Below are 14,814 nucleotides of genomic sequence, written 5' to 3' on the forward strand. Positions count from 1 at the left end.
GTAGGTAGTTTTGACACTGACCACACTCCACGACAGGAAATTCACGCACAAGATGTGCTCTCCAGTGTTAATGAGCAGGTTTGATGATTTACTCATGGGCGGAGAAGTCACCACCGCCTTCATATTGCCCGGGAACTTTTTAACAAAATTTCCTGTGGCTGGGTTAGCAATACGTCTATTTATTGTTGATAAAATGAGGGTTTTATATGAGTACAAAATATTTTGCATTACTGACACATGCAGGCACTAGTAAACTGGAAAATGCTGCGACATCGGGTACAAAACTTGAGATTACCCATATGGCCGTTGGTGATGGCGGTGGCAGCTTACCCATCCCAAACGTCACCCAATCCAAACTGATTAATGAAAAGCATCGCGCTGAAATTGATGTACTGACCATTGACCCCAAAAAACCCAACCTGATTATCGCCGAACAGGTGCTTCCTGAGGGTCAAGGTGACTGGTGGATCCGCGAAATCGGTCTGTTTGACAAGGATGGAACGCTGGTTGCCGTCGGAAACTGTGCAGATCTCTACAAACCTCAATTGCAGGAACAGACCGTTAGCATGGCGCTACCCGTCAGCAACTCAGATTGGACTGGCTGGGTAAACGAGCTATTTTCTGGTCTGGCAACACGCAATTACGTGAGAGAAAAAATTAAAGATCATGCCGAAAGCCGCAATCACCCAGATGCAACATTGAAAGAAAAGGGTCTTGTCACTTTGAGTAACGCGGTAGATAGTGACAATGAAACTCATGCTGCAACATCAAAAGCGGTAAGAACAACCCATGCTCTGGCTGAAACTGCCAATAAGAATGCAACCTCCGCAATTCAAAGCGCTGACAGTAAAGTGCCCTTGACCCGCAAGGTAAATGGCAAAGAACTGTTAACAGACATTGAACTGACCGCACTTGATGTAAATGCCTACAACAGAGCGGAAACCGACGAGCTTATCGGCATAGTTAAAAAACAGACTGATACCGCTAACCAAAATGCGACTGCTGCCCTCCAAAGTGCTGACAGCAAAGTCCCCTTAACCCGCAAAGTAAATAACAAAGAGCTGCTAACTGACATTGATCTGAACGCGGCGGATGTCGGTACTTATAATAAGTCGGAAATTGATGCTCATATCAATAAAGTTGAGCAATTGGCTGATACCGCCAATAAAAATGCGACTTCCGCTATTCAAAACGCTGACAACAAAGTGCCATTAACCCGCAAGGTAAATGGCAAAGAACTATTAACAGATATTGAACTAAACGCGACTGATATCGGTACCTATAACAAGGTGGAAATCAATGAGCATATCAGCAAAGTTGAGAAGCTAGCTGAAACCGCCAACCAGAATGCCACGACCGCGATTCAGAATGCCGACAGCAAAGTGCCATTAACCCGTAAAGTCAATGGCAAAGAGCTGTCAGCCGATATTCAACTGAATGCGGCGGATATCGGTGCCTATACCAAAGTAGAAACTGACGATCATATCAATAACGTTAAAACTCAGGTCGGTAATGTCAATAAGCTGGCTGAAACCGCCAACCATAACGCCACCACCGCGATCCAAAGTGCCGACAACAAAGTGCCGTTAACCCGTAAAGTTAATGACAAAGAGCTGTCAGCCGATATTAAACTGAGCGCGGCTGATGTCAATGCCTATAGTCAAAAAGAAACTGACGACCGTATCAGTGACGTCAAGACTCAGGTTGGTAATGTCAATAAGCTGGCTGAAACCGCCAACCATAACGCCACCACCGCGATCCAAAGTGCTGACAACAAAGTGCCGTTAACCCGTAAAGTTAATGACAAAGAGCTGTCAGCCGATATTAAACTGAGCGCGGCTGATGTCAATGCCTATAGTCAAAAAGAAACTGACGACCGTATCAGTGACGTCAAGACTCAGGTTGGTAATGTCAATAAGCTGGCTGAAACCGCCAACCATAACGCCACCACCGCGATCCAAAGTGCTGACAACAAAGTGCCGTTAACCCGTAAAGTTAATGACAAAGAGCTGTCAGCCGATATTAAACTGGACGCGGCAGATGTTGGTGCCTACAACAAAGTAGAAACTGACACACATATTAATAACGTCAAAGTTCTGGCTGAAACCGCCAACCAGAATGCCACGACCGCGACTCAGAATGCCGACAGCAAAGTGCCGTTAATCCGTAAAGTCAATGGCAAAGAGCTGTTAACTGACATTGAGCTGAGTGCGGCTGATATCGGTACCTATAACAGAACTGAAATCGATGATCGTATCAACAAAGTTGACAAACTGGCTGAAACCGCCAATCAAAATGCCACTTCTGCCATTCAAAGTGCCGGCAGCAAAGTGCCACTCATTCGCAAAGTTAATGGCAAGGAACTGTCAACCGATATTCAACTGATTGCGGATGATGTTGGTGCCTATAACAAGAAGGAAACCGATGATCGTATCAACATAGTTGATAAACTCGCTGATACTGCCAATAAGAATGCTATTTCTGCCATTCAAAATGTTGACAGCAAAGTGCCATTAAATCGCAAAGTAAACGGCAGAGAACTGTCAACAGATATTGAACTGACCGCGACTGATATCGATGTCTATAACAAAGCAGATGTCAACATTCTTTTCGAGGATGCTAAAGAACTGGCAAATAATGCAAATAACAACGCGGATAACAAAGTACCATTAACTCGCACAGTAAATGGTAAATCCTTGTTAACAGACATTAAACTGCAAGCATCTGACCTCAATGTCTATAGCAAAGGAGAGGTTGATAGTCGCATCGACGATGTTAAGGAACTGGCAAATAGCGCAAATAATAATGCGGATAGCCGAGTGCCGTTAACTCGTACAGTGAATGGCAAGGCGCTGTTATCGGACATTAAACTTATAGCATCTGATGTAAGCGCTTATACTAAAGCGGAAACTGATCTCCGTATCAGTAAAGTTGAAGACTTGGCTAAGAGCGCCAATAATAACGCCAGCGGCCGACTGGAGAAAGGCCAAAACGGGGCGGATATCCCAGACAAGAAAGCGTTTGTAAAAAATCTTGGCCTGTCCGATCTCATTGGGTTAGGTATAGAATCCCGTCGAGTCGGAACAGATGTCACCATAATCAAGCTTGGTGATATCATCAAGATCAACGGACTCGCAGTAGCTAGTGAACCGATTGGTGAAGTTAATTCATTCGTTATCGGTGGGGTTACATACTATACCCACTACTACAAAATACAGCTACCAATCAGCTTGCCAAACGGCATAATTTCATGCCATGCAAGTATTGTCGGGAGTAATTTTGATAATCAACAACCGGGTTACCTTGCTGATGTAAAAACACAGCGGAATAATCCAAATGGAGTAGGAGTGTCGAAAGATACATTGACAATATCTGTCACAACGCCGCAGGTTGGCTGGGTTCCTCACTTCGATTATCAGGTTATAGGGTATTAATATACACTGGAAGTTTAATTCCTAACCCGTTATTTTATAGTGAAGTCGTGCCACTATAGAATTGGCATAAATCAGGTGATCGCCGAGGCGATCACCTTTAATATTCAGTAATTTAGATCCAATCTGCCAGCCAAGCACATTTCCCTTTGCATCTCCCTACAAATAAACCAGCACCATAATCTCATTAGGTATGTTGAAAACTCATTTATTCAATAAATTCTCAAATTCCTTACGATCTTCAGCACGACTATTCTGTTCAATCCAATTTCTGATGGATTGTTTGGCTTTTTTCTGTAATTCATCACTCAGCAATGCTTCAACATCGAGCTTATATTGCAGGTTATCCCAATTACCATAAACCCGCAGGGGCACTTTTAATTTCTGTAGATTACGCACAAATTCGTTTTGTTTTCCCCAGCCGCCTGTCAATTGCACCCACAACGACATATCTGTGTTTTGTTTCAGCAAATTCGCCTTGCCCTGCCCTGTGATATTTAACATTCCCGATATCGCAGAAAGGTTATCAACCTTGAGCTCACCTTGATTCAATTGCGCTCTGACAGACATATTTTTTGCTTCTGTAAAATCATCAGTACTCTCTGGCTGATTAACTTGGTCAGTCGCCCTCGAAAAAGACTGCTGAATAAGCTGAGGAATGTTCAATCCCTCCAAACGCGCATTTTCCAAGCCAATATTCAGATCACCCTGCCAGTAATGGGTGATAGCATATTCATCATAGCCTTCCCCCAGAAGATCACCATCCAGTTCAAGTTGCCCACTGAATACGGGTGGCAGAGCCAGAGCCGTCAACAGTGGTTTCAGCTCTATATTTTGTAAGAGCGGTTTAGTATGTAATTTAGCTGGGTTAACCGTGGCATCAATCGTCGTGGGGAGCGCAAAATGCCCACCAAATACATCGCCGCTCAATTTCAAGATTTCTGCCATTCCATCATCATTGACAGCTTTCAAGACAAAATTATCAATATCCATGCCCTGATAAATAACCTTATCCGCCACAAACGAAAGATTGGCCTCAAACGCTTTCAGTAAACTCAGATCATAATTTGATAATGGTGAAACAGACGTCGCAATCACCGGTTTCAATAAACTGTTTTCAATTCGATAATCATGCCTTGCCTGCAAATCATTTTGCGGTAATGCATCCCATCCCAGAAGATTATCTAAATTCAGTTTTGGCGAACTCAGGTTGATGGTGTATTGCGGCTTATTTTGCAATTTAACAGCAATATTGCCGTTAAGTTCGCTTTCATTTACCGTTAATGCCAGTTTTTGTAGCGAAATGGATGAAGGAGATGATTGGTACGCTAAGCTAACACTGCCTGTCCCTTTGATGCCCTCAGACGGTACTCCGACTCCCTTCAGTTGATATTTGAGCGAACTGACATCAGCCGCCAAGCGCTGCGGATAATCAGAAATATCAACGGAAGTATTGAATTCGAATGCCAGTTCCTGCTGGTTTTTATTGATCTTGCTGCTGAATTCAAGATTCACGTGATCCTGATCCTTCCGCTCCATCAGAAAATTGATATCACGGATATTTAATTGGGAATCAGTATCAGTTTGCCAGACCAGTAAGCTATCCGCTACCTTGATTCTGGCAATATCCAGTTTCCAACCTTGACCCCCTGCCACCGGATATTGGATATCACTTTTCGGCGCAATCGGGGCTTCAGCCTGTTTCTGCGGCTGGCTGTCCGGCATAAATCGCAAAACTGCACCTTTCAGCATCACTTCTTTGACTACAAACTGGTGGGATAACAGCGGCAGTAATTCGACATCCAAACGCATGTTCTCTGCCACCACCGCAGGTATTTCAGCATCAGATGCCGTTAGTGATATCTGCCCAGTCAGAATGCTCAGTTTTGGCCAGATATGCCAGCGCAAATCATCCTGTAACACGAGATGATAACCACTCTTCTTTTGTACCTGTTCGACTATGTAGCTACGAAAATCATTCGGATTAATCAGCACAACTAACGCAGCTAAACCAGCAACAATGACTACTAACAAAATAACGAGTGTCGTCAACAATCTTTTCATGACTTCCTCAGTCTCATGTCTACAAGATGAATACCTTCACCAGAAAAAATTAGTCCTCACTAATTCGGCTGCCTACAGCGCCCTGCTGATTTTTATACTTGGCATCCTGACGTCGGTTGTAAGGACGGTCAGCTGAACCCGAAAGGGGTTCAAAGCTCAGCGCCCCAATCACCATGCCTGGGCGCAACGCCAAAGGTAATTTGCCTGAGTTATAAAATTCCAAAACAATTTGACCATGCCAGCCTGGATCAATCCGATGGGCAGTGACATGTACCATCAGGCCGAGACGCGCTAGAGATGAACGCCCATCCAGCCAGCCAACCAGATTATCGGGTAGTGTGACCGATTCCAGCGTTACCGCCAATGCAAGTTCGCCGGGATGGAGGAAGAAAACTTCTCCCTCCGGCAAAACGATTTCATCGCTCATGACACGATCAAGTGCTGCATTGACCTCCGCTTTGGGGCCACTCAAATCAATGTAGGCAGCAGTATGACCACGAAAAACGCGAAACTGATTCCCAAGGCACACATCAGCAGTTGCCCCATTTATACGTTCAACAGGGGGACGCGGGGTAATTACCAATTTACCTTCATCAATCCATTTAATAATGTCACGGTCACAGAGTCGCATTAATTCCTCTCAAAATACGATGATGCTTATGAATGCCTGAACGGCAAATTATTCGTAAAATTGGCCAATCTTGGCTTTCAATATGTCGATAGCCACGCGGTTCTTCCCACCACGGGGAACAATAATATCGGCATATTGTTTTGATGGCTCAATAAATTGCAGAAACATTGGACGAACGGTTTTTTTATACTGTTCGATGACAGAATCCAATGTACGTCCACGCTCATTCACATCACGTTTAATGCGGCGCATCAGGCAGATATCCAATGGTGTATCTACAAAAATAGAGAAATCCATCTCCTGACGCAAACGCTTATCCGTTAATAGTAGGATACCTTCAAGGATGATGACGCGTTTCGGTTCAAAATGGATGGATTCGGTTTTGCGGGTATGAGCAACATAGTCATATTGAGGCAATTCAATGGATTTTCCGGCTTTCAATGCTTGGATATGTTCGAACAGTAAACTGTGATCCATTGAACTTGGATGATCGTAATTAACTTTATAACGTTCTTCCAGAGGAGTGTTTGTTTGGTCTTTATAATAGCAATCTTCTGGAATAACACCGATATTGTGATCACCAACCTGAGCCCGTAATTCTCTATAAAGTGTACTGGCAATAAGACTTTTGCCTGAGGCAGAGGCACCTGCAATACCTACGATTGTACACTTATGTGCTTCATCAGCCATAATAGAAGTAACCTGGTTAAAAAAGAAAAAATAAAGTGGGGACGTAGCATTCAGTAATGCTATGTTTGGCGGATTATAGGGAGTTAATGACTTCTATTCCAGAGTAAACAAGATAAGTCTCGTTTTTTTCTATACGCCTCGCATAAAAATCCCGCGATTTCACCTTGAAAAATGAAAAAATGGCTCTGTATAAACAGAGCCATTGATCGGCGATGCTGATATAGGATTCATGAACCGATCACAGACCAGATAGCGACAATACCAACAAAGTCACAGTGACTGTTGCTAATCAACAACGTTCCGTCGCGTATCGACACGAAATTGCTTAACTCAAACTGCGCGGAAAGAAATTTCCGTAGGAATTTTCTCTCCCTGCCAGTACATCTGAGCAGAGATATTGGCGGCAATGTCACGGTAAATATCTGCCAATTCACTGTCAGGCTGGCTAATGACCGTTGGTTCGCCGCGATCAAGATCTTCACGCAGTGAGATATGCAACGGAATCTGCCCCAACAATTGACAATGGTATTTTTCCGCCAGTTTCTCTGCACCACCCGTACCAAAAATCGGCTCCTGATGGCCACAGTTGCTGCATATGTGGATGCTCATGTTTTCAATAATACCCAATACTGGCACATTAACTTTTTGGAACATCGCGATGCCTTTTATCGCATCGATCAGAGCAATATCCTGCGGCGTTGTAATAACCAGCGCGCCAGTCACCGGAATATTCTGGGACAGCGTTAACTGAATATCCCCTGTTCCCGGCGGCATATCGATGACCAGGTAATCCAGATCCGGCCACAGTGTATCCTGTAACATCTGCATCAGAGCCTTGCTCGCCATTGGCCCGCGCCAAACCATCGCGTTGTCATCTGTGACAAGATAGCCGATGGAATTCGTCGCCATGCCGTGCACCATAATCGGCGCCATGTGCTGGCCGTCAGGTGAAGTTGGGCGCTCTTGAGCTGTGCCAAGCATATTGGGCACGGACGGACCATAAATATCCGCATCCAGAATACCCACCTTTGCCCCTTCCTGCGCCAGCGCCAGTGCCAGATTCACCGCCGTGCTGGATTTCCCCACTCCACCTTTCCCTGAGCTGACCGCCAGAATATTGCGGACACCGTTGACACCCGGCAGATTATTAGCGCGGCGCAAGGTACAGATATCATAGGTAAGCCGCCAGTCAACAGATTTTGCTCCAGTAGCCGTTTGCAAAGATTGAGTCGTTTCTTCCTTCAGTTTTGCAAAAGCCCGCTTCCAGACGAACGGCATCATTAATTCAATATGCAGTACCCCATCAAGCATGGCGCAATGATGCAATGCTTTCAGGGCTATCAAGTCTCGCTCTAAAGTCGGATGCTTGAACGTTGCCAGTATTTTCACAACGTGTTCTTTCAGCAGGTCAGGACTGGTCTGCTCGGGGGATTGTGAGTTCATCCCGGCTCCTTTTGATTTGTCTTCTTTTAACCTAAAACCGTTCGTCCATCATAGCAGAAGCCGGCGGCTTGGGATAAGACCAAAATTGAAATCGACGCCGAATAGCGCCTTAAATAAAAGTAACGAAGATCTTGCGTTACCCTAGCGACAATGCCCTTGATCAGGTAACATCAAAAACCCTTTTCAATATATGGAAGTCAGATCCTAACCATGTCTCAAGTCGCGAACAAATTATTGGTGACCTGTGCGTTACCTTATGCTAACGGTCCAATTCATCTCGGTCATATCCTAGAACACATTCAGGCTGATATTTGGGTTCGTTATCATCGAATGCGCGGCAAAGAGGTTCACTTTATCTGCGCTGATGATGCCCACGGCACACCAATTATGCTGAAAGCCCAGCAGAGTGGGATCTCGCCAGAAGAAATGATTGCCAAAGTGAGCCTAGAGCATCAGCAGGATTTTGCCGGCTTTGCCATCAGCTACGATAACTACCACTCTACACACAGCGAAGAAAATAAAGAACTTGCGTCCCAAATTTATCTGAAACTGAAAAAGAACGGTTACATCAAGAGCCGGAAGATTTCTCAACTGTACGATCCAGAAAAAGGCATGTTCCTGCCAGACCGTTTCGTCAAAGGTGCCTGCCCGAAATGTAAGGCCGAAGATCAGTATGGCGATAACTGCGAAGTCTGCGGAACCACTTACAGCCCAACGGAATTGATTAATCCCCGCTCGGCAGTATCCGGCGCGACGCCAGAAATGCGCGATACAGAGCACTTCTTCTTTGATCTGCCTGTTTTCAGCGACATGCTGCAAAAATGGACGCGTTCCGGCTCCTTGCAAGAACAAGTCGCAAACAAAATGCAGGAATGGTTCGACGCGGGTCTGCAACAATGGGATATCACTCGTGATGCACCTTATTTCGGTTTCGAAATTCCTGATGAACCGGGCAAATTTTTCTACGTCTGGCTGGATGCGCCAATTGGCTACATGGGCTCGTTCCAAAACCTGTGCAGCAAACGTGATGACCTGAATTTCGACGAATTCTGGTCGAAAGATTCCGAAGCAGATCTCTACCACTTCATCGGTAAAGATATCGTTTATTTCCATAGCCTGTTCTGGCCAGCCATGTTGGAAGGCAGCAACTATCGCAAGCCGACCAATCTGTTCGTCCACGGCTATATCACGGTTAACGGCACGAAGATGTCCAAGTCGCGCGGGACGTTTATCAAAGCTGAAACGTACCTGAAGCACCTTGATGCAGATTGCCTGCGTTATTACTATGCTGCGAAGCTCTCCTCCCGTATTGATGACATCGATCTCAATCTGGAAGATTTCGTTCAGCGCGTTAACAGCGATATCGTGAACAAAGTGGTTAACCTTGCTTCACGTAACGCAGGTTTCATCAATAAACGTTTTGCGGGCAAACTGGCTGATCAACTTGCTGATCCTGCGCTGTACCAGCAATTTGTTGATGCGGCTGAAGGCATTGCGGAAGACTTCACCCACCGTGAATTCAGTAAGGCCATCCGTGAAATCATGGCATTAGCCGATTTGGCAAACCGCTACGTTGACGAACAGGCACCGTGGGTTGTTGCCAAGCAAGAAGGTCGGGATGCCGATCTGCAAGCCATCTGCTCAATGGGTATCAACCTGTTCCGCGTTCTTATGACTTACCTGAAGCCGGTTCTTCCGAGCCTGACTGACCGTACAGAAGCATTCTTAAATACCGAACTAACTTGGGATGGCATCCGGCAACCATTGCTTAACCATGAAGTTTCACCATTTAAGGCACTGTTTAACCGTATCGAGATGGCAAAAGTTGACGCGATGGTGGCTGACTCCAAAGAAAGCATCGAGCCACAAAAAACCCTGACAGGCCCACTGGCCGATGATCCCATTCAGGACACCATCGCATTTGATGATTTTGCCAAGGTTGACCTGCGTATCGCACTGATCAAGCAAGCTGATTTTGTCGAAGGTTCAGATAAGCTGCTGAAACTGACCCTTGATCTTGGTAGTGAAACGCGTCAGGTCTTCTCCGGTATCCGTTCAGCCTATCCAGATCCCAAAGCGCTGGAGAACCGTCTGACAGTGATGGTCGCCAACCTCGCACCACGTAAAATGCGTTTCGGCATTTCTGAAGGCATGGTAATGGCTGCTGGCCCTGGTGGAAAAGAGATTTTCCTGTTAAGCCCGGACAGCGGCGCACAACCAGGAATGCAGGTTAAATAACCATCATATGCCTTGTGAAATTAAGGTATAATAATAAACAACAAAGCGGACTCAAAAAAAGTCCGCTTTTTAATGTGATGTATGGCACATTTACAGAGTTAGTCGTATGATAAAACCCTCGTTATATTGAGGAATTATGTTTATGTCTTTCCGAAACATGCTGGTGATAGGCTGGCAATACCTGCGTGCATTCGTGCTGCTCTATTTGTGCCTCATCGCCGGGAATATCACTTCAGCACTACTTCCCTTCTCTCTCCCCGGCAGCATTATTGGCTTACTTCTTTTGTTTTGTTTACTTGCATTCCAGCTTATTCCTGCATATTGGGTGAAACCGGGCTGTAGCCTGTTGATGAAAAACATGACATTACTGTTTTTACCTATCGGGGTGGGTGTTATGGATTATTACCCGCAACTTAGCCAGCAAATGTTCCCGATTGTTCTCTCCTGTATCGTCAGTACAGTAATTGTCATGATTGTCGTTGCTTACAGTTCCCATTATGTCCATTGCAAACGCATTATTACCGGCGCTCAACGAAAAGAACCCGATCTCACTTCCCCGCCATCACAACAATCGGATAAAAGATAAAAATGTTAAGCCATATCTGGTGGTCACTGCCATTAACACTGCTCGTATTTTATTGCGCCAAAAAATTATCACGGCAGCTCAAGCTGCCCATCTTTAATCCATTGTTGCTATCAATGGCCGTTATCATTCCTTTGCTACTGATGACTCACACCCCCTATGAGCACTATTTTATCGGTAGCAGGATCTTAAACGACTTACTGCAACCCGCCGTTGTCGCATTGGCCTTCCCTCTTTATGAGCAGCTCCATCAAATCCGCGCTCAATGGAAATCCATTATTAGCATCTGTTTTATCGGTAGTATTGTCGCGATGGTGACAGGTACAGCTATCGCGTTATGGGCGGGAGCCAGCCCTGAAATCGCTGCCTCTGTGCTGCCCAAATCCGTCACAACACCAATTGCCATGGCCGTTGCTGACTCCGTTGGCGGAATTCCTGCTATCAGTGCAGCTTGCGTAATTACTGTCGGTATTTTGGGCGCGATCTTTGGTCATAACCTGTTCAATATTCTAGGAATAAAAACGTCGGCTTCAAGAGGATTGGCCATGGGAACAGCATCCCACGCCGTGGGTACTGCACGCTGTGCCGAACTCGATCATATTGAAGGTGCATACAGTTCTTTGGCACTGATGACCTGCGGCATTATCACCTCATTGATAGCACCTTTTTTATTTCCTGTACTGCTTCATCTATTTGGCTAATATTTTGCTCGTTAGCAACTCGTGATCAAACGGTGAAAAAATTCATAAAAATAGTAAAAATTTGATATAAGTCACTAAAATAACGTATCTATTACACTCATTTCACTGATTATATGGCGTTTATCACATTACAAACCTGAGTAGACATCCTAGAATGACCTTCAATTAATTTGGAGATCATTCTATGCAAGCTCGTTTTCACGCTATTTGGTCAGAAATTACCCCTAAACTGCAAGAAGCCCTGTTACCCTATATCGGTAATGACGATTTTCCAGCAATGCTGACCGCGGAGCAGGTTGAGTCAATCAGGCAAATCTGCGGTTTTGATGATCATGCGCTGGCACTTGCTCTATTACCACTTGCAGCGGCCTGTGCCATTACACCTATCTCGCATTTTTACGTCGGGGCAATCGCACGGGGAGAAAGTGGCAACCTCTATTTTGGTGCCAACATGGAATTTGCTGGAGTTCCCTTGCAGCAAACCGTTCATGCCGAGCAATCAGCCATCACCCATGCTTGGCTGCGCGGTGAAAAAAAGCTGGTTTCCATCACCGTCAATTATTCGCCTTGTGGGCACTGCCGCCAGTTCATGAATGAATTGAACAGTGGAACACAATTGGAAGTCTGTTTACCCAACCGCCCACGTTTGACGCTGGCTGACTACCTGCCCGAAGCCTTCGGCCCACACGATTTACTGGACGCACCATTACTGCTGGATACCGTCAATCATGGCTACCAATTGGATACCTGTGACGAATTAGTGCTGGCAGCACTGGATGCGGCGAACCAAAGCCATGCTCCTTACAGCCAGTCCCATGCCGGTATCGCACTGCTGGATGAACAAGATCAGGTTTACACCGGCCGCTATGCGGAAAATGCCGCATTTAACCCAAGTTTACCGCCTTTACAGGCAGCTCTGATCTTAATGAATATGTCTGGTGGCAATTGTCAGTCCATCAAACGGGCAATATTAGTGGAAGGAAAAAATAGCCATCTATCCCAATCAAGCGCAACCGAATCCACATTAACTGCCCTCGGTTGCACCAAAATAGAATGCCATAGATTTTGACTGCCCATCTTTAAAAACAACAATTCAGTAAAAAATTCGGGCAAACATGAAATTAAGATAACTTAACAAAATGGCAAAATTCCCCTCTGAATCGCTCAGAGGGGGTATAATCGAAAAAATTCATAACATTTAATTAGCTAATTCTGTAAGTTATCTCTCATTTCTGCTCATGATAAACATAATTAAATAATATTTACTGTACTTATTTTTTTTATCTTCTTAGGATCTATAATTTTGTTATTGATTAGTCCAAAGAGTAAGTATCATGGAACTGGAACACGAAAGTAAACGTCCTCTCTATATTCCCTACGCTGGCCCTATCTTGTTGGAATTTCCTCTTCTGAATAAAGGCAGTGCCTTTACTGAAGAAGAACGCAGCAATTTCAACTTACATGGTTTATTACCTCAGATAGTTGAAACGATAGAAGAACAAGCCGAGCGTGCCTACCGCCAATTTTGCGATTTTAAAAGTGACGGTGACAAACACATTTATTTAAGAAATATTCAGGACACCAACGAAACCCTGTTCTATCGGCTTCTTGATGCCCATCTCAGCGAAATAATGCCTATCATCTACACCCCTACGGTGGGTGAAGCATGTGAACACTTCTCTGATATTTATCGCCGTGCCCGTGGGTTGTTTATTTCCTATCCAAATAAAGCGTCTATCGATGACATGCTGCAAAATGCCACCAAGCAGAATGTTAAAGTCATCGTTGTTACCGATGGTGAACGTATCCTTGGTCTGGGAGATCAGGGCATTGGCGGCATGGGTATTCCTATCGGTAAACTCTCGCTGTATACCTCTTGTGGTGGGATCAGCCCAGCTTACACTCTGCCAGTTGTATTGGATGTTGGTACAAACAACCCGCAGCGTCTGAATGACCCACTGTATATGGGCTGGCGTCACCCACGCATTACCGGCAAAGAATATGATGAATTTGTCGATGAATTTATTCAGGCTGTGAAACGCCGCTGGCCAAACGTGCTGCTGCAATTTGAAGATTTTGCCCAAACCAATGCTATGCCGCTGTTGACACGCTATCGTCATGATCTTTGCTGTTTCAACGATGATATTCAGGGCACAGCAGCCGTTGCCCTCGGCAGCCTGATTGCCGCCAGCCGCGCCGCAGGACGCCAGTTGAGAGATCAAACCGTGACCTTCCTCGGAGCAGGTTCTGCCGGTTGTGGTATTGCCGAACAGATCGTCGCTCAGATGAAATCTGAAGGATTGAGCGATGAACAGGCCCGCGCCCGCGTGTTCATGGTTGATCGCTTTGGGCTGCTGACTGATAAACAGCCAAACCTACTGGACTTCCAGAGTGTACTGGTACAGAAAAACAGCGTCCTGCAATCATGGGATGTCAGCAATGACAGCATTTCACTGATGGATGTGGTTCGCAATGCCAAACCTACCGTTTTGATTGGTGTTTCCGGCCAATCGGGTCTGTTCACGGAAGAGATTATCCGTGAAATGCACAAACATTGTGAGCGTCCAATCGTCATGCCACTGTCCAACCCGACATCACGTGTGGAAGCGCGCCCTGAAGACATCATTAACTGGACGGATGGCAAAGCGCTGGTCGCGACTGGCAGCCCATTTGCCCCTGTGAAATATGATGGTCAGGAATACCCTATCGCACAGTGCAACAACTCCTATATCTTCCCAGGCATCGGCTTGGGCGTCATTGCTTCCGGTGCCAGACGTGTTACGGATGATATGTTGATGGTAGCCAGCCGCGCATTGGCGGATTGTTCACCGTTGGCACAAACGGGTTCAGGCCCATTACTGCCACCGATTGATGATATTCAAAACGTTTCCCGCAAAATAGCTAAAGAAGTGGCGAAAAAAGCCCAGATTCAAGGCATGGCTACCGTCACGTCAGAAGATGCGCTGGAGCAAGCCATTGAGCGCAATTTCTGGAAACCAGAATATCGCGTCTATAAACGCACTTCATTCTGAT

The 14,814-nt window shown here is 45.5% G+C and carries 10 protein-coding genes; 6 read left to right on the forward strand and 4 right to left on the reverse strand.

The genetic code is table 11. From position 1 onward, the window contains the following. Nucleotides 1-206 precede the first annotated feature (206 nt). On the forward strand, nucleotides 207-3,434 hold the full coding sequence (locus tag XBJ1_RS18960) for a phage tail protein (RefSeq protein ID WP_012987492.1): 3,228 nt from the start codon (nucleotides 207-209) through the stop codon (nucleotides 3,432-3,434). 201 nt (nucleotides 3,435-3,635) lie between these two features. Here the strand turns inward: XBJ1_RS18960 and asmA are convergent, their stop codons facing one another. The 4 genes from asmA to apbC form a co-directional block, all read right to left on the reverse strand. Further along, complete coding sequence (gene asmA, locus XBJ1_RS04010; RefSeq protein WP_012987494.1) at nucleotides 3,636-5,495, reverse strand: outer membrane assembly protein AsmA; 1,860 nt, start codon at nucleotides 5,493-5,495, stop codon at nucleotides 3,636-3,638. Between the two features lie 49 nt (nucleotides 5,496-5,544). After that, nucleotides 5,545-6,126 (reverse strand): dCTP deaminase, encoded by a 582-nt coding sequence (gene dcd / locus XBJ1_RS04015; protein ID WP_012987495.1) that lies wholly within the window; start codon nucleotides 6,124-6,126, stop codon nucleotides 5,545-5,547. Between the two features lie 48 nt (nucleotides 6,127-6,174). Further along, complete coding sequence (udk, locus tag XBJ1_RS04020; protein WP_012987496.1) at nucleotides 6,175-6,816, reverse strand: uridine kinase; 642 nt, start codon at nucleotides 6,814-6,816, stop codon at nucleotides 6,175-6,177. Between the two features lie 330 nt (nucleotides 6,817-7,146). Further along, entirely contained in the window at nucleotides 7,147-8,259 is a 1,113-nt protein-coding gene (apbC, locus tag XBJ1_RS04025) for an iron-sulfur cluster carrier protein ApbC (RefSeq protein ID WP_012987497.1), read from the reverse strand. A gap of 210 nt (nucleotides 8,260-8,469) precedes the next feature. Between apbC and metG the strand changes: the two genes are divergently transcribed. The 5 genes from metG to XBJ1_RS04050 all read left to right on the forward strand — a co-directional run bounded on the left by metG (nucleotide 8,470) and on the right by XBJ1_RS04050 (nucleotide 14,813). Next, nucleotides 8,470-10,497, forward strand: a complete 2,028-nt coding sequence (gene metG, locus XBJ1_RS04030; RefSeq protein WP_012987498.1) for a methionine--tRNA ligase — start codon at nucleotides 8,470-8,472, stop codon at nucleotides 10,495-10,497. Nucleotides 10,498-10,639: 142 nt separating this feature from the next. Then, nucleotides 10,640-11,083 carry a CidA/LrgA family protein gene (locus tag XBJ1_RS04035; protein ID WP_012987499.1) on the forward strand — a complete coding sequence of 148 codons (444 nt, stop codon included), beginning with the start codon at nucleotides 10,640-10,642 and terminating at the stop codon, nucleotides 11,081-11,083. 2 nt (nucleotides 11,084-11,085) lie between these two features. Further along, nucleotides 11,086-11,781, forward strand: coding sequence for a CidB/LrgB family autolysis modulator (locus XBJ1_RS04040; protein ID WP_012987501.1), 696 nt, complete (start codon nucleotides 11,086-11,088; stop codon nucleotides 11,779-11,781). Nucleotides 11,782-11,965: 184 nt separating this feature from the next. Further along, nucleotides 11,966-12,850: a cytidine deaminase gene (cdd, locus tag XBJ1_RS04045; protein ID WP_012987502.1), complete on the forward strand. Its 885-nt coding sequence runs from the start codon at nucleotides 11,966-11,968 to the stop codon at nucleotides 12,848-12,850. A gap of 265 nt (nucleotides 12,851-13,115) precedes the next feature. Further along, nucleotides 13,116-14,813, forward strand: coding sequence for an NAD-dependent malic enzyme (locus XBJ1_RS04050; protein ID WP_012987503.1), 1,698 nt, complete (start codon nucleotides 13,116-13,118; stop codon nucleotides 14,811-14,813). The last annotated feature ends 1 nt before the right edge of the window (nucleotide 14,814 follow it).

The sequence above is a fragment of the Xenorhabdus bovienii SS-2004 genome (genome assembly GCF_000027225.1).
Classification (GTDB): domain Bacteria; phylum Pseudomonadota; class Gammaproteobacteria; order Enterobacterales; family Enterobacteriaceae; genus Xenorhabdus; species Xenorhabdus bovienii_C.